This is a genomic window from Streptomyces sp. NPDC037013 (genome assembly GCF_055607265.1).
Map to the genome: position 1 here is coordinate 24743 of NZ_JBVJRV010000003.1, position 16097 is coordinate 40839.

Consider the following 16097-nt stretch of genomic DNA (forward strand, 5'->3'; position numbering starts at 1 on the left):
CCGCCGACAAGTGCGAAGATGGGTTCTCGGCAGGACAGGGCCCCCACCACAGGGCCGAAAAAAGAGCGGCCGAATACCAGCCGACCGACCGGTCGTCCCCTCGAGAACAGGGGTCCGGCGTACGGCGCACATGCATGGAGGACGTGACGTGGCGAACGACGCCAGCACTGTTTTCGACCTAGTGATCCTCGGCGGCGGTAGCGGCGGTTACGCCGCGGCGCTGCGCGGAGCGCAGCTGGGCCTGGACGTCGCCCTGATCGAGAAGAACAAGCTCGGCGGCACCTGCCTGCACAACGGCTGCATCCCCACGAAGGCGCTGCTGCACGCCGGCGAGATCGCCGACCAGGCGCGCGAGGCCGACCAGTTCGGCGTGAAGGCCACCTTCGAGGGCATCGACATGGCCGCCGTCCACAAGTACAAGGACGACGTGATCTCGGGCCTCTACAAGGGCCTGCAGGGCCTCGTGGCCTCCCGCAAGGTGACGTACATCGAGGGCGAGGGCAAGCTCTCGTCGCCGACCTCGGTCGACGTGAACGGCCAGCGTGTCCAGGGCCGCCACGTCCTGCTCGCGACCGGTTCCGTGCCGAAGTCGCTGCCGGGCCTGGAGATCGACGGCAACCGCATCATCTCCTCGGACCACGGCCTGACCCTGGACCGTGTGCCGAAGTCCGCGATCATCCTGGGCGGCGGCGTCATCGGCGTCGAGTTCGCCTCGGCGTGGAAGTCGTTCGGCGCCGACGTCACGGTCATCGAGGGGCTCAAGCACCTCGTGCCCGTCGAGGACGAGAACAGCTCCAAGCTTCTTGAGCGCGCGTTCCGCAAGCGCGGCATCAAGTTCAACCTCGGCACGTTCTTCGAGAAGGCCGAGTACACGCAGGACGGCGTCCGCGTGACCCTCGCCGACGGCAAGACCTTCGAGGCCGAGGTCCTCCTGGTCGCCATCGGCCGCGGCCCGGTCTCGCAGGGCCTCGGCTACGAGGAGCAGGGCGTCGCGATGGACCGCGGCTACGTCCTCGTCGACGAGTACATGCAGACCAACGTCCCGACCATCTCGGCCGTGGGCGACCTGGTGCCGACCCTCCAGCTCGCGCACGTCGGCTTCGCCGAGGGCATGCTGGTGGCGGAGCGCCTGGCCGGTCTCAAGCCCGTCCCGGTCGACTACGACGGCGTGCCCCGGGTGACGTACTGCCACCCCGAGGTCGCCTCCGTGGGCATCACCGAGGCCAAGGCCAAGGAGATCTACGGCGCGGACAAGGTCGTCGCCCTCAAGTACAACCTGGCGGGCAACGGCAAGAGCAAGATCCTGAAGACCGCGGGCGAGATCAAGCTCGTCCAGGTCAAGGACGGCGCCGTCGTGGGCGTCCACATGGTGGGCGACCGCATGGGCGAGCAGGTCGGTGAGGCCCAGCTGATCTACAACTGGGAAGCGCTGCCGGCCGAGGTCGCCCAGCTCATCCACGCCCACCCGACGCAGAACGAGGCGCTCGGCGAGGCCCACCTGGCCCTGGCCGGCAAGCCGCTGCACTCCCACGACTGACCCAGTCATCGGGCGCGACGACCAGACTTCCGCAATTTTGTAAGGAGCAACCGAAACCATGGCGGTTTCCGTATCCCTTCCGGCGCTCGGCGAGAGCGTCACCGAGGGCACTGTCACCCGTTGGCTGAAGGCCGAAGGCGAGCGCGTCGAGGCCGACGAGCCGCTGCTCGAGGTGTCGACCGACAAGGTCGACACCGAGATCCCCTCCCCCGCCGCCGGCATCCTGGCCTCCATCAAGGTCGCCGAGGACGAGACCGTCGAGGTCGGCGCCGAGCTGGCCGTCATCGACGACGGCTCGGGCGACGCGGGCGGCTCGGCCGCCCCGGCGCAGGAGGAGGCCCCGGCCGCCCCCGCCCAGGAGGAGGCCCCGCAGCAGGAGGCCCCGCAGCAGGAGGCCCCCGCCCAGGCCGAGGCGCCCGCCGCCCCGGCGCAGTCCGGCGGCGCCGCCGAGGGCACCGAGGTCACCCTGCCCGCGCTCGGTGAGTCGGTCACCGAGGGCACCGTCACCCGCTGGCTGAAGGAGGTCGGCGAGGAGGTCGCGGCCGACGAGCCCCTCCTGGAGGTCTCGACGGACAAGGTCGACACCGAGATCCCCTCGCCGGTCGCGGGCGTGCTGCTCGAGATCGTCGTGGGCGAGGACGAGACCGCCGAGGTCGGCGCCAAGCTCGCCGTCATCGGTGCGCCCGGTGCCGCCCCGGCCCCGGCCAAGGAGGAGGCCCCGGCCGCCCCCGCGCAGCAGGAGGCCCCCAAGCAGGAGGCCCCGCAGCAGGAGGCCGCTCCGGCTCCGGCGCAGCCCGCCGCCCCGGCGCAGGCTCCGGCCGCCCCGGCCAAGCCCGCTGCCGCCGCTCCGGCCCCCGCGCAGCCCGCCCCGGCGCAGCCGGCTCCGGCCGCGCCCGCCGCCCCGGCGCAGGCCACCCCGGCCGACGACGGCGCCTACGTGACCCCGCTGGTCCGTAAGCTCGCGTCGGAGAACGGCGTGAACCTCTCCGAGGTCAAGGGCTCCGGCGTCGGCGGCCGCATCCGCAAGCAGGACGTCATCGCCGCCGCCGAGGCCAAGAAGTCGGCCCCGGCACCCGCCGCCGCTCCGGCCGCCGCGCCGAAGGCCCCGGCCCTGGAGGCCTCTCCCCTGCGCGGCCAGACGGTCAAGATGACCCGCATGCGCAAGGTCATCGGCGACAACATGATGAAGGCCCTGCACTCGCAGGCCCAGCTGACCTCGGTCGTCGAGGTCGACATCACCAAGCTGATGAAGCTGCGCGCCAAGGCGAAGGACTCCTTCGCGGCCCGCGAGGGCGTCAAGCTCTCGCCGATGCCGTTCTTCGTCAAGGCCGCCGCCCAGGCGCTGAAGGCCCACCCGGTCATCAACGCCCGGATCAACGACGACGAAGGCACCATCACGTACTTCGACTCGGAGAACATCGGCATCGCCGTGGACGCCGAGAAGGGTCTGATGACGCCGGTCATCAAGGGCGCGGGCGACCTGAACATCGCCGGCATCTCGAAGAAGACCGCCGAGCTCGCGGGCAAGGCCCGTGGCGGTGGCCTCACCCCGGACGACATGTCCGGCGCCACGTTCACGATCTCCAACACCGGTTCGCGCGGCGCCCTGTTCGACACGGTCATCGTGCCGCCGAACCAGGCCGCCATCCTCGGCATCGGTGCCACGGTGAAGCGCCCGGTCGTCATCAACCACCCGGACCTCGGCGAGACCATCGCCGTCCGTGACATGACGTACCTGTCGCTCTCCTACGACCACCGTCTGGTGGACGGCGCGGACGCCGCCCGTTACCTGACCGCGGTCAAGGCGATCCTGGAGGCCGGCGAGTTCGAGGTCGAGCTCGGCCTGTAGGTCACCGAGGAGGCGTTGTAACACTCGTCTCATCAGCGCGTACGCCCCCGTCCGGAGGTTTCCGGACGGGGGCGTCGCCGTATTGTCTAGGGGTCACTACGCCCTGGGGCGCCTGCCCGCCCCTGCCTGAGGAGCCCACATGACCGCGCCCGTCGTTCACTCGCTGCGCGAACAGATCCGCGAGCACATCGTGGAGGGGATCGTCAGCGGGCGCTGGAAGCCGGGCGAGCGGATCGTGGAGCGCCGGATCGCCGTGGAGCTCGAGGTCTCGCAGACCCCCGTGCGCGAGGCGCTGCGCGAGCTGGAGACGCTGCGGCTGATCGAGTCGGCGCCCAACAAGGGCGTACGCGTTCGCAACCTGACCGCCGCCGACCTGGAGGAGAGCTACCCGGTGCGGGCGGGCCTGGAGGCGATCGCGGCCGAACTGGCGTCGGAGCGGCTCGCCGAGGACTGTTCGGCCCTTGAGCCCCATGTGGCGGCCCTCTACGAGGCGGACCGGGCCGCGGACGGCACCGCCCAGGTGCGGCACACCGTCGGCTTCCACCGGGAGCTGGTGCGGGCCGCGGACAACTCCGTGCTGCTGCACACCTGGGAGGGACTCGGCATCGAGGTGTTCACGGCGCTCTCGATCCGCTGGCTGGGCACGGTCCAGCAGTCGTACGCGGAGGAGCACGAGGAGCTCGTCTCCGCCTTCCGCCGCCGCGATCCGGCCATCGCGGAGCTGGTCAAGGCGCACGTCCTCGGGTGTGCGCCGCGCGCCTGACACCGCGCTCATCCGTGCCGCGGGGCTCGCAGAAGTGCCCTCGGACCGGTCCCCACCTGCGGAAACCCTTCAAATCGAAGGCACCGCGTGCCCATTTTCCTGGCACCGGATGCCGACTTTCGCGATCTGGAGAAGTTTTTCCCTCAACGCTTTGATCGATCATCGATCACGGGCTTACAGTCGTCGACGGCCCTGTGGCGCAGTCACACAAACGATTCCGCACCAGAGCCGCCTGCCCTGTCCTGCCAAGACACCGGGCACCCCCACCCCTTACCGAACAGGGGACCCCCTCCGACTCAGGAAGGCGGCGCAATGACCGACCCCTCCGCAATCCAGCCGAGCGAGCTCGACCAGCTCCCGGACCGCGACCCCGAGGAGACCGCCGAATGGCAGGCCTCCCTGGACGCCGTTACTCAGGCGGCCGGGCCGCACCGTGCCGCGTACCTGATGCGCCGCACCCTGGAGCGTGCCGAGGGCGCGGGCCTCGCGCTGCCCAAGCTCCTCGAGACGGACTACGTCAACACCATCCCCACCTCCGCCGAGCCGTCCGTCGACGGTGACGAGGAGATGGAGCGGAAGATCACCGCGTGGAACCGCTGGAACGCGGCCGCGATGGTCACCCGCGGTTCGAAGCACGGCGTCGGCGGCCACATCGCGACCTTCGCGTCCGCGGCCTGGCTGTACGAGACGGGCTTCAACCACTTCTTCAAGGGCAAGGAGGGCGACGGTTCCGGCGACCAGCTGTACATCCAGGGCCACGCCTCCCCCGGCATCTACGCCCGCGCCTTCCTCGACGGCCGCCTGAACGAGGCGCAGCTCGACAACTTCCGCCAGGAGGCCGGCGGCAACGGCCTGCCCTCCTACCCGCACCCGCGCCGCCTGCCCTGGCTGTGGGAGTTCCCGACCGTCTCGATGGGTCTGGGCCCGCTCTCCGCCATCTACCAGGCGCGCTTCAACCGGTACCTCACCAACCGCGGCATCAAGGACGTCTCCGCCTCGCACGTGTGGGCGTTCCTCGGTGACGGCGAGATGGACGAGCCCGAGTCGACGGCGGCCCTCGCCCTGGCCGCGCGCGAGGGTCTCGACAACCTCACGTACGTCATCAACTGCAACCTGCAGCGCCTCGACGGCCCGGTCCGCGCCAACTTCCGCGTGGTGCAGGAGCTGGAGGCCCAGTTCCGCGGTGCCGGCTGGAACGTCATCAAGGTCCTGTGGGGCAACGCCTGGGACGAGCTGTTCCAGCTCGACACCACCGGCGCCCTGGTCCGCCGCCTCCGCGAGGTGCCGGACGCGCAGTTCCAGACGTACGCGACGCGCGACGCCGCCTACATCCGCGAGCACTTCTTCGGTGCCGAGCCCGCCCTCGTCGAGCTGGGCAAGCTGCTCAGCGACGACAAGATCAGCGAGTGCTTCCACCTCTCGCGCGGCGGCCACGAGGCCCGCAAGGTCTACGCGGCCTACCGTGCGGCGCTCACCCACAAGGGCGCGCCGACCGTGATCCTCGCGCAGACGGTCAAGGGCTTCACCCTCGGCAAGGGCTTCGAGTCCAAGAACGCCAACCACCAGATGAAGAAGCTCACGGTGGACGAGTTCAAGGACATGCGCGACCTGCTTGAGCTGCCGATTTCGGACAGCGCCTTCGTCGACGGCCAGGTGCCCTACGGCCACCCCGGCGCCGACTCCCCCGAGGTCCGCTACCTCCAGGAGCGCCGCGCGGCGCTCGGCGGCCCGGCCCCGGCCCGCCGCACGCAGCCGCTCGCGCCGCTGCCGGCCGCCGCGGACAAGACCTTCGCCTCCTTCGACAAGGGCTCCGGCTCGCAGTCGGTGGCGACGACCATGGCGTTCGTACGCCTGGTCAAGGACCTGGTACGCGACAAGGAGACCGGCAAGCGCTGGGTGCCGATCGTCCCCGACGAGGCGCGCACCTTCGGCATGGAGTCGCTCTTCCCGTCGCTCGGCATCTACTCGCCGAAGGGCCAGACGTACGAGCCGGTCGACCGCGACCAGCTGATGTACTACAAGGAGGCCAAGGACGGCCAGATCCTCAACGAGGGGATCACCGAGGCCGGTTCCATGGCGGACTTCATCGCCGCGTCCACGTCGTACGCGACGCACGGCGAAGCGATGATCCCCTTCTACATCTTCTACTCGATGTTCGGCTGGCAGCGCACGGCCGACCAGATGTGGCAGCTCGGCGACCAGCTCGGCCGCGGCTTCCTCGTCGGCGCCACCGCGGGCCGCACGACGCTGACGGGTGAGGGTCTGCAGCACGCGGACGGCCACTCGCCGGTGATCGCCGCGACCAACCCGGCCGCGCTCTCCTACGACCCGGCGTTCGCGTACGAGATCGCCGCGATCGTCAAGGAGGGTCTGCGCCGCATGTACGGCGAGGCCCACGAGGGCGAGGACCAGAACGTCTTCTACTACCTCACCGTCTACAACGAGCCGATGCCGCAGCCCGCGAAGCCCGCGGGTGTCGACGAGGGCATCGTCAAGGGCCTGTACCGCTTCAACACGGCCGAGTCGGCCGGGCTCTCGCCCGCCGCCAACGCCTCGCGCATCCAGCTGATCGGTTCGGGTACGGCCATCCACTGGACCCTCGCGGCCCAGAAGATGCTCGCCGAGGAGTGGGGCGTGGCCGCCGACGTGTGGTCCGCGACCTCCTGGACCGAGCTGCGCCGCGACGCGCTGGAGGCCGACGAGGCCCTCCTCCGCGGCGAGGAGCGGGTGCCCTACGTCCGCCAGGCGCTGGAGGGCGCGCAGGGCCCCGTGCTCGCCGTCTCCGACTACATGCGCCAGGTGCCCGACCAGATCGCGCAGTGGGTCGAGCAGGACTACTCCTCGCTCGGCGCGGACGGCTTCGGCCTCTCCGACACGCGTGACGCCGCCCGCCGTCACTTCGGCGTCGACGCGGAGTCGATCGTCGTCGCGGCGCTGGCACAGCTCGCCCGCCGCGGCGAGGTGCCGGCCTCGGCGGTGAAGGAGGCGCGGGCGAAGTACGGCCTGTAGCCGGCCGTCGGCCTTCGGCCTGAAGCGGGCCCTCATCCGTCCCCCGTCCTGGGGGCCGGGCGGGGGCCCGCTTCACTCGTAGAGGCCGGACATGCGGCGGGCCGCCTCCGCGAAGCGGTCCCGCAGGGCCGGTGGGGCCAGGATCTCGGCCTCCGGGCCGAGCGCCATGAGCTGGGTGAACGCCACCGTCTCGTTCTCCACGGGCAGCGTCAGCGTCACCCGGCCCGCCGCGTCCGGGGCGCCCGCCTCCTCCAGCGCCTCGCGCACGGACACGGCGTCGACGGCGTACGGGAGCTGCCGTACGCCCGCCTCGGTGAGCCGCACCACGACCTCGGTCCGCAGGATCGCCCGCGCGAACTGCGCGGCCCGCTCCTCCCAGAAGCCCGGCAGGTCGAACTCCTCGTCGCGTACGAAGCGTTCCCCGCCGCCCTCGATCGCGGTGAAGCGGTCGATGCGGTACACGCGGAACGAGTCCGTCTCGGGCACCCGCGCGCACACGTACCAGACGCCCGCCTTGAGCACGAGGCCGTAGGGCTCCAACTCCCGCTCCACCTCGGTGTCCTCGCGCCGGTAGCGGGCGGTGACGCGCCGGTCGTCCCAGACGGCGTCCGCCAGCGGGGGCAGCAGCTCGGGGGCGGGGATCTCCTTGAACCACCCCGGCGCGTCCAGGTGGAAACGCTGCGAGGCGTTCTGCGGGGCGTCGCGCAGGGAGGGCATCAGCGCCGCCGACACCTTCAGGCGGGCCGCCGACGCCGCGTCCTCCAGGCCCATCTCCCGCAGTGCGCCCGGCACTCCGGAGAGGAACAGCGCCTCCGCCTCGCTGCGGCCGAGCCCGGTGAGGCGGGTGCGGTAGCCGCCGATGAGCCGGTAGCCGCCGGCCCGCCCCCGGTCCGCGTAGACCGGGACGCCCGCCTCCGAGAGCGCCTGGGCGTCCCGCGTGATGGTCCGCTCGGACACCTCCAGCTCACCGGCGAGTTCGGCGGCGGTCATGGAGGGGCGGGCCTGGAGCAGAAGCACCATCTTGATGAGGCGTGCAGCGCGCATGCGCCCATGATGCCGCGCGCCGGGGACGGCCGGGCGGGCCCCCGCGGCTACCGGTAACCGGTGACGTCCGCGGTGGCGCTCTCCTGGTCGACCTCGGTGAGGTAGCGCCAGGCGTCCGGTGCCGAGCCGTCCACGTCGGTGAAGCCGTACTCCTTCGCGAGGCCGCCGCTGGAGAGCGAGGCGCCGTTGTGGCGGGCCACGTCGGGGTCGGCGGCGAGGGCGACGAGCGCGCGGCCCACGAACGCCGGCGTCTCGGAGATCGCGAAGTGCGGGTTCTGCTCGCACCCCGCGCGCCAGTTCTCCTCGCTCACCTTGAAGTGCGTGTCGAGCATGGCCTCCGAGCGCAGCCAGCCGGGGGTGAGGCAGAGCGCCGTGCAGCCGTACTCCGCGACCTCCTCGGCGAGTCCGCGCGCCATGCGCAGCGGGGCCGCCTTGGCGAGGTCGTAGTAGAAGGGCCTGCGGTAGTTGGCGCCGTTGTACTCCGCGGTGCCGTCGGTGACCTCGACGACCAGGCCGCCGGGGTTCCTGACGAGCAGCGGCAGCGCGTACCGGCTGGTGACGATGTGGGTCTCGACGCCGAGGCGCAGGATGCGCAGCCCCTTGTCGAGGTCGTGCTCCCACATCTTCTTGTCCCACTCGACGTGGAGGTCGCCGCCCCAGATGTCGTTGACGAGGATGTCCAGCCGGCCGTGGTCCCGGTCGATCCGTTCGACGAGGGCGCGGACCTGGTCGGGGTCCAGGTGGTCGGTGGGGACGGCGACGCCCCTGCCGCCCGCCGCGTCGACCAGTTCGGCGGTCTCCTCGATGGTCTCGGTGTGGCGGCCGGTCTCGCTGATGTGGTCGCGGGTGGTCCGGCCCGTCACGTGGACGGTGGCTCCGGCGCGGCCGAGCTCCACGGCCATGGCGCGGCCGGCGCCGCGGGTGGCGCCGGCGACGAGGGCGATCTTTCCGAGCAGGGGCTGGTTCTTTTCCATGTCCTCGACGCTGCCAGGAAAAGCCGACACCTCCTGTCGGTTTTTCCAAGGGCATGTGCACGGATAACGAGACAGCCGCTTTCCGGCGCACTCCGCGTGCGCCCCCACCCTCCAGGACCGATGCTGGACCCGTGATGGACGAGACGGAGTTCTGGGAGATCGTGGACAGCACCCGCGAGGCCGCCGACGGCGACCCCGAGGACCACGCGGAGCTGCTCGTCGAGAGACTGCTGCAGTTGGATCCGGAAGCCGTCCTCGACTTCGCCCGTCACTTCGAGGCCCGCTACAACCGCGCCTACCGCTGGGACCTGTGGGGCGCGGCCTGGGTGCTCCTGGGCGGCGCGAGCGACGACGCATTCGACTACTTCCGGTGCTGGCTGATCGGCCAGGGCCGGGAGGTCTTCGAGGGCGCGGTGCACGACCCGGACGCGCTCGCCGAGCTCCTGGACGACTTCGACGAGGAGCTCGACGGGGACGGCGAGGAGCTCGGTTACGCCGCGGACGAGGCGTACGAGCAGCTCACCGGCGACGTCGCCCCGGACCTCGGCATTCCGCCGGCCCCGGCCGAGCCGGTGGGCACTCCGGTCGACTTCGAGGACGAGGCGGTCCTCGCGCGGCTCTACCCGAAGCTGTGGGACCGCTTCATGGCGGAGTGAGCCCGCGCCTCAGGAGTGGGTGCCGCCGTCGACGCGTATCTCGGTGCCGGTGATGAAGCGGCCGTCGTCACAGGCGAGCATCGCGACGACGGAGGCGACGGTCTCGGGCCCGGACTCCCCCGCGGAGCTTGCGGTGCGGTGCCTGCGGGCACTTACGGGCGGGATGGGGCCGCTGACCCGGGCGGGCGGGGAGTGAGGGGCCTCCCCCGTCCTAGGCGGGCTCCGGCTACGCGGGCTCCGGATCCCCGTCGGCTCCCGGCCCGCCGAGGGGCTTGGGGGGCCTGTCCGGGCCGGGGGCGAACACCATGAGGGTGACGTCGTCGCGTATGCGGCCCGCGTAGCCGACGACGTCCGTCCACACGCGTTCGGCCAGGCCGCCCGGGTTCTCCGGGAAGATCACGCCCGCCTTGAGCATCTCGGTGAGCCGGTCGACCAGGGGGTAGAAGGCGCCGGACGCGTCCCGCGCCTCGCTCACCCCGTCCGTCAGGCCGAGCAGCAGGTCCCCGGTGAGCAGCGGCACCGTCAGCTCCTCGGGCGGGGCGAGACCGGCGATGCCGAGGCCGAGCGGCGCGCCGGCCGTCACGTCGAGCTCGGTGACCTCGGCTCCGCGCAGCAGGAGTGGGGGCGGGTGGCCGCAGGAGACCACGCGGACGACGCACGCGTCGTCCGGGAACTCCAGGAGCACCGCCGTGGCGAACAGCTCCGCGTGCTCCTGCCCCGCCGAGTCGACGACGAGCCTGCGGTCGAGCTGCCCGGCGACGCCCACCAGGTCCGGCTTGTCGAGGACCGCCTCGCGGAACGCGCCGAGCAGCGCGGCGACCGTGCCGACCGCCGCGAGGCCGTGGCCCTGCACGTCGCCGATGAGGGCGCGGACCCCGTGCGGTCCTCTGCGTACGTCGAAGAAGTCGCCGCCGACCAGCGACTCGTGCTGCGCCGCCTCGTACAGGCCCGCGCACCGCACCCGGCCGACCCACTCCTGGAGCGGCGGAAGGACCGCGAACTGGGCCGCCTCCGCGACCGTGCGGACCGTCACGAGCTGGGCCTCGCGCCGGCTGCGCACCCAGGCGAAGAGGACGCTGAGCACGGAGACGAAGCCGATCGTCAGCTCGTCGCTGTTGCCCGGGTGGCCGAGGCCGAACGTCGGCAGGGAGAGCAGCATGACCACGCCGCCGCCGAGCAGCGCGGTGGCGGCGGGCCCGTACGAGAGGGCGGCCAGCGGCGGGACGGCGGCGACGAGGAAGCTGAGGTCCATCGTCTTCGGGGTGACCAGCTGGAGGAGGAAGATCGCGAGCAGGAGCAGGGGCGGGGGCCAGCGCACCCAGGGCGGGGGTGGCGTCCCGCGCAGCAGCCAGTCGCGCTGGTCCGCGTCGCGCCGTCTGGCCGCAGCCCTGATCATCTCTTCACGCTCCTACGCTCACGGGAACCCCGCACTCCGGGCCGGTCCGTCGGGTGCGGAACGCCGGGAGAACGTGCGCACCCGAGGGAGGTCGAGGTCGTGGAGGGTCAGGGGCGGGCCCCGGTCACAGGGAACGCCCCATGAGGACGTCGTCGACGTACACGCCGTCCAGCAGGAATTCGCCCGGCAGCACGCCCTCGACGACGAATCCCTCCGATTCGTACAGTTTTCGGGCAGGTGTGTTGTGCCCCAGGACCCGCAGGGTGATGCGTACGGCTCCCTGGCGGCGGGCCTCGTCCATCGCCGCCCGCATCAGCCGCTTGCCGACGCCCCGGCCGCGCGCCTCCTGGGCGACGACGAAGCCCTGGATCTGACGCACGTGCGCGTTGACCAGGAGCGGGGTGGGGAAGCCGAGCTTCACATAGCCGACGATCCGCCCGGCCACCTCGGCGACCAGGTGGTCGTGGGGCCCGAAGCGGTCGTCGAAGAAGGGCTCGTAGGGCGGCTCCGGGCGGGGCTGGACCGCGTGCAGGGTCGACCAGGCGGCCCGGTCGAGCCGGGCGAGCTCGTCGTCGTCCTCGGGCCGCGCGGTGCGTATGTGCATGTCCGACATGGCGCCACTGTACGGCGGCGGGGCGGGTGCCCGGCGGGGCTTCGTCCGGCGGGCGGCGCGGCGCTTCTCCGGGGCAGGATGGACCCCATGGAAACCACACAGTCACGCGTCGCCGTGGCGGGCTCCTCCGGCCTCATCGGCACGGCGCTCACGCGCTCCCTCACGGCCGATGGGCACGACGTGGTGCGCCTGGTGCGCAGGACGCCCCGGGCCGCGGACGAGGTGCGCTGGGATCCCGGGTCGGGGTACGTCGACCGGGCGGGGCTCGCCGGCTGCTCCGCGGTCGTCAACCTCGCGGGCGCGGGCATCGGTGACCACCGCTGGACGGCCGCGTACAAGCGGGAGCTGCGGGACAGCAGGGTGCTTGGCACGGCCGCGCTCGTCACCGCCATGACCGCCCTGGACGAACCGCCGCGGGTCTTCGTGAACGCCAGTGCGATCGGCTACTACGGGGACACCGGTTCGCGGGCGGTGGACGAGAGCGCCCCCGCGGGCCGGGGGTTCCTGCCGTCGCTGTGCCGGGAGTGGGAGGCGGCCGCGGCGCCCGCGCAGGACGCGGGGATCCGCACGGTCCTCGCCCGCAACGGCCTGGTCGTCGGCCGCGAGGGCGGGGCCTGGGGCCGCCTCTTCCCGCTCTTCAGGGCGGGGCTCGGCGGCCGCCTCGGCGACGGCAGGCAGTACTGGAGCCACATCGCCCTGCACGACGCGGTGGCCGCGCTGCGCCATCTGATCGACACGCCGACGCTGTCGGGGCCGGTCAACCTCACGGCGCCCGAGCCGGTCACCAACCGCGAGGTGACCGCCGCGATGGGCCGGGTGCTGCGCCGCCCGACCCTCTTCCCGGCGCCCGCGCCCGCGCTGCGGCTGGTGCTCGGCGAGATGGCCGGGGACGTCCTCGGCAGCCAGCGGGTGCGGCCGGCCCGGCTCCTGGAGTCCGGTTTCACGTTCGCGTTCCCCGGCATCGAGGAGGCGATCCGGGCGGCGCTGCGGTGACCGGCCGCGTGGACTTCCGGCCCGCCGCGGGGCGGGCACGGGGGCGGGGGCGCGTGTCCGGGGCCCGGGTGGGGTGCGGGCGGCGTGGGACGGGCCGCGCCGGGCGGGTCTGACGGGGAAGACCCCGGCGTACGCCCCCGGCGGGAAGCGGCCTCTCCTCTTCCGCCGCCCGTCGCCCCGTGCGACCCGTGTGCGACCGTGCCCGGTCCATGCGCGACTGCCGCCGACCGGAACCGCTCCTACCCTCGTGCCGAACTCCGGTATTCCAGAGCCCTGTTGGGGGCATGAGCACCCCACAAGCCGCGCGACCTCGGGAGGGGCACGTGCCAGAGCCTGCGCACCATGCGGATGTCGTCATCGTGGGAGCCGGGGCCGCGGGCCTCTCGGCAGCGCATCGGCTGACCAGTGCCGGTGTCACGACCCTGGTCCTGGAAGCGGCGCCCTGTGTCGGCGGCCGGATGTCGACCGAGAAGGTCGACGGATTCCGGCTCGACCGGATCGGGCAGCTCCTGACCACCTCGTACCCGGAGCTGCGCCGCACCCCGGGGCTCGACTCCCTCGTGCTGCGCCCCTTCGCCCCCGGCCTGCTGGTCCACAGCGACGGCCGGCACCATCGCGCCGCCGAGCCGCAGCCCGGACGGAGCGCAAGGGGCGCACTCACCACGGCGCGCGCCCTCGCGAGCGCCCCCCTCGGGCCGGCGCGGGCAGCGCTGACCCCCGCGAGGACCGCCCCGAAGGCGCCCCGCCCCGCGCCCCTCGGCGGCCCCCTGGACCAGGCCCGGCTCGGCGCCGCCCTGGCCCGGCTCGCCGCCACGCCCGTCGAACGCCTCCTCGCCCGGCCCGAACTCCCGGCCCGCGACGCCCTCTTCGCCCGCGGGCTGCCCTCCCGCACCATCGACGGCTTCCTGCGGCCGCTGCTCTCCGCGCTGCTCTGCGACCCGGGCCTGACCACGTCGAGCCGGTGCGCCGACCTCGCCCTGCACGCCTTCGCGCGCGGCCGCCTCTGCGTGCCCGAGGGCGGCGCCGACGCCCTGCCCGAACTCCTCGCCGCCGCGCTGCCGCCCGGCACGGTCCGCACCGGCGTCCGCGTCACCTCGGTCTCCACGCGTACGGTCGGGACCGCCGAGCACGGGGAGTTCACCTGCCGCGCCGTCCTGCTCGCCACCGACGCGCGCGCCGCCGCCGAACTGCTCCCGGGGCTGCGCGTGCCGCCGTTCCACGAGGTCACCGTGGTGCACCACGCCGTGCCCGAGCCGCCGCTCGACGGGCCCGCGCTGCTCCTGGACGCCGACCGGGCGGGGCCGGTCGCCCACACCGCGGTCATCAGCCAGGTCGACCCGTCCCGCGCGCCCGCCGGCCGCGTCCTCGTCTCCTCCACGGTCCTCGGCCCGCCGCCCGACGAGCTCGACGTCCGCGCCCACCTGGCGGCGCTGTACGGCGTCCCGACCCAGCGCTGGGAGCTGCTCGCCGTCCACCACACCCGCGAGGCCGTGCCCGCGATGCCGCCGCCGCACGACGCGCGACGGCCGGTGCGGCTGCTCGCGGGGCTCTACGTCTGCGGGGACCACCGGGACACCAGCACGGTCCAGGGCGCCCTGCACTCGGGCCGGCGCGCCGCCCACGCCGTCCTCGCGGACTTCGGCATCTCCTCCTCGTACACCCGGGAGTCACTGCCCGCCGCGGCCTGACCCCTTCGGCCTTCCGTCCCGCTCCCCCCCGAAGCCCCCGCGCCCCCCACGCGGGGGCTTCGCCCGGCGGACGGTCCTCAGAGCGCCGCGACCTTGTCGCGGTAGGTGCGCACCGGTCCCGCGTCCCGGTAGGGCTCCAGGCGCCGCTCGAAGTCGCGCACGTACTCGTGGGCCCGTGCCGATCTCATCTCCCCCGCCGCCTGCGCGGCCTCCGCGCCCAGCTGGCACGCCTGCTCCAGCTCGCCGAGGCCCAGCCGCGCGGTGGCGAGGACCACCCGGCAGAAGAGGCGGGAGCGGGCGAATGCGGGGGCACGCAGCTGGAGCGAGCGCTCCGCGTACTGCGCGGCGGCGCGGTACTGCTGCAGGTCGCGGTAGCTGTGCCCGAACTCGTCCGCGAGCTGCGCCTCGTCGAAGAACCGCGCCCAGTGGGGCACGTCGTCGCCGGGCCGCGCCGCCTCCAGCGAGCGCTCGGCGCGCACCAGGGCCGCCGTGCAGGCCCGCACCTCGCCGAGCACTCCGTGGCCGCGCGCCTCGGCGGCGTACAGCAGGGACTGCACGATGTGCGGCGCGGCGGAGCCGACGCCCTGCTGGGCGACGCGCGCGAGCTGCACGGCCTCGCGTCCGTGCCCCAGGTAGACGGCCTGCCGGCTCATCGTGACCAGGACGTACGAGCCGTACGCCCGGTCGCCCGCCGCCTGTGAGAGGCGCAGCGCCTGGACGTAGTACCGCTGGGCGAGGCCGTGCGCCGCGATGTCGTACGACGTCCAGCCCGCGAGGCGGGTGAGGTCGGCGACGGCCGCGAAGAGCCGCCGGCCGGCCTGCTCGCCGTAGACGCCGCGGAGCATCGGCTCGGCCTCGTGCTCCAGATAGCGGACCAGCGCCTGGCGCGCGTGGCCGCCGCCGTACGCGTGGTCGAGCGCGCGGAACAGCTCGCCCACGGAGCGCAGCGCCGCGATGTCCCCGTTGCTGACCCGCTGGCCGGGGCCGCGCTCGGGGCCCTGCCGCTGCCGGGGCACGGCGGGGCGCCCCTGGGCCGGCACGCGGGCGTGGGTGGGGTCGATCTCGCCGCGCCCCACGCGTTCGTCGGCGCGGCCGATCAGCCAGTCGCGGCTCGGCACCACGAGCCCGGCCGGGGTGAAGGCGATCTTCCGCAGCTCGGCGTGGCTGCCGGAGTCCTTGCGCCACAGGCCGCCGACGATGTCGACGGCCTCCTCGGGGGTGGCCGCGAACTCCAGGCCCGCGTAGACCGGCGCGCAGGCGTCGAGTCCGAGGTCCTGTGCGGACAGGCGCCGGCCGAGCCTTCTGGTGAAGACCTCGGCGATGAGCGCGGGTGTGGTGCCTCTGGGCTGTTGACCGCGCAGCCACCGGGTCACGGATGTCTTGTCGTAGCGCAGGTCCAGGCCGTGCTCGAGGCCCAGCTGGTCGACGCGGCGCGCAAGGCCCGCATTGGAGAACCCGGCTTCCGAGATGAGCGCGGCTAGCTGGCGGTTGGGGGTTCGCTGCGGGGGTCGTTCCGTCATCGGCTGTGCGGTCTCCTGCCTTCCGGGCCTGCCTTGAGCAGCCCTTATGGCCTCG

12 protein-coding genes and 1 pseudogene are annotated in these 16097 nt (G+C 73.1%); 7 read left to right on the forward strand and 6 right to left on the reverse strand.

What is annotated here, in order from left to right:
• Nucleotides 1-148 precede the first annotated feature (148 nt).
• The 4 genes from lpdA (at nt 149) to aceE (ending at nt 7158) form a co-directional block, all read left to right on the forward strand.
• Nucleotides 149-1537 carry a dihydrolipoyl dehydrogenase gene (gene lpdA, locus ACZ7DY_RS10055; protein ID WP_055528395.1) on the forward strand — a complete coding sequence of 463 codons (1389 nt, stop codon included), beginning with the start codon at nt 149-151 and terminating at the stop codon, nt 1535-1537.
• A 58-nt stretch (nt 1538-1595) separates the two neighbouring features.
• The gene (sucB, locus tag ACZ7DY_RS10060) at nt 1596-3386 is read left to right on the forward strand and encodes a 2-oxoglutarate dehydrogenase, E2 component, dihydrolipoamide succinyltransferase (RefSeq protein ID WP_471132525.1); all 1791 of its coding nucleotides are present in this window, start codon (nt 1596-1598) and stop codon (nt 3384-3386) included.
• A gap of 139 nt (nt 3387-3525) precedes the next feature.
• On the forward strand, nt 3526-4149 hold the full coding sequence (locus tag ACZ7DY_RS10065) for a GntR family transcriptional regulator (RefSeq protein WP_471132527.1): 624 nt from the start codon (nt 3526-3528) through the stop codon (nt 4147-4149).
• 312 nt (nt 4150-4461) lie between these two features.
• Nucleotides 4462-7158, forward strand: coding sequence for a pyruvate dehydrogenase (acetyl-transferring), homodimeric type (gene aceE / locus ACZ7DY_RS10070; protein ID WP_471132530.1), 2697 nt, complete (start codon nt 4462-4464; stop codon nt 7156-7158).
• 72 nt (nt 7159-7230) lie between these two features.
• Here the strand turns inward: aceE and ACZ7DY_RS10075 are convergent, their stop codons facing one another.
• The gene (locus ACZ7DY_RS10075) at nt 7231-8202 is read right to left on the reverse strand and encodes a helix-turn-helix transcriptional regulator (RefSeq protein ID WP_471132531.1); all 972 of its coding nucleotides are present in this window, start codon (nt 8200-8202) and stop codon (nt 7231-7233) included.
• Between the two features lie 47 nt (nt 8203-8249).
• Nucleotides 8250-9176, reverse strand: coding sequence for an SDR family oxidoreductase (locus ACZ7DY_RS10080; protein WP_471132533.1), 927 nt, complete (start codon nt 9174-9176; stop codon nt 8250-8252).
• 134 nt (nt 9177-9310) lie between these two features.
• On the opposite strand from ACZ7DY_RS10080, the gene ACZ7DY_RS10085 reads away from it, so the two are divergent.
• Nucleotides 9311-9832 carry a DUF4240 domain-containing protein gene (locus tag ACZ7DY_RS10085; RefSeq protein WP_471134453.1) on the forward strand — a complete coding sequence of 174 codons (522 nt, stop codon included), beginning with the start codon at nt 9311-9313 and terminating at the stop codon, nt 9830-9832.
• Nucleotides 9833-9841: 9 nt separating this feature from the next.
• Here ACZ7DY_RS10085 and ACZ7DY_RS10090 read toward each other — a convergent pair.
• The 3 genes and pseudogenes from ACZ7DY_RS10090 to ACZ7DY_RS10100 all read right to left on the reverse strand — a co-directional run.
• Nucleotides 9842-9952 (reverse strand): annotated as a pseudogene (locus tag ACZ7DY_RS10090) (SDR family oxidoreductase); the annotation flags it as partial.
• A 106-nt stretch (nt 9953-10058) separates the two neighbouring features.
• On the reverse strand, nt 10059-11228 hold the full coding sequence (locus ACZ7DY_RS10095; protein ID WP_471132534.1) for a PP2C family protein-serine/threonine phosphatase: 1170 nt from the start codon (nt 11226-11228) through the stop codon (nt 10059-10061).
• A gap of 124 nt (nt 11229-11352) precedes the next feature.
• Nucleotides 11353-11841, reverse strand: coding sequence for a GNAT family N-acetyltransferase (locus tag ACZ7DY_RS10100; RefSeq protein WP_471132537.1), 489 nt, complete (start codon nt 11839-11841; stop codon nt 11353-11355).
• Nucleotides 11842-11919: 78 nt separating this feature from the next.
• Between ACZ7DY_RS10100 and ACZ7DY_RS10105 the strand changes: the two genes are divergently transcribed.
• Together ACZ7DY_RS10105 and ACZ7DY_RS10110 are read left to right on the forward strand one after the other, a co-directional pair.
• Nucleotides 11920-12834 (forward strand): TIGR01777 family oxidoreductase, encoded by a 915-nt coding sequence (locus ACZ7DY_RS10105; RefSeq protein ID WP_471132540.1) that lies wholly within the window; start codon nt 11920-11922, stop codon nt 12832-12834.
• Between the two features lie 323 nt (nt 12835-13157).
• Nucleotides 13158-14522, forward strand: a complete 1365-nt coding sequence (locus ACZ7DY_RS10110; RefSeq protein ID WP_471132541.1) for an NAD(P)/FAD-dependent oxidoreductase — start codon at nt 13158-13160, stop codon at nt 14520-14522.
• A gap of 77 nt (nt 14523-14599) precedes the next feature.
• On the opposite strand, the gene ACZ7DY_RS10115 is transcribed toward ACZ7DY_RS10110, so the two are convergent.
• Nucleotides 14600-16042: a regulator gene (locus ACZ7DY_RS10115; protein ID WP_471132543.1), complete on the reverse strand. Its 1443-nt coding sequence runs from the start codon at nt 16040-16042 to the stop codon at nt 14600-14602.
• Nucleotides 16043-16097 lie beyond the last annotated feature (55 nt).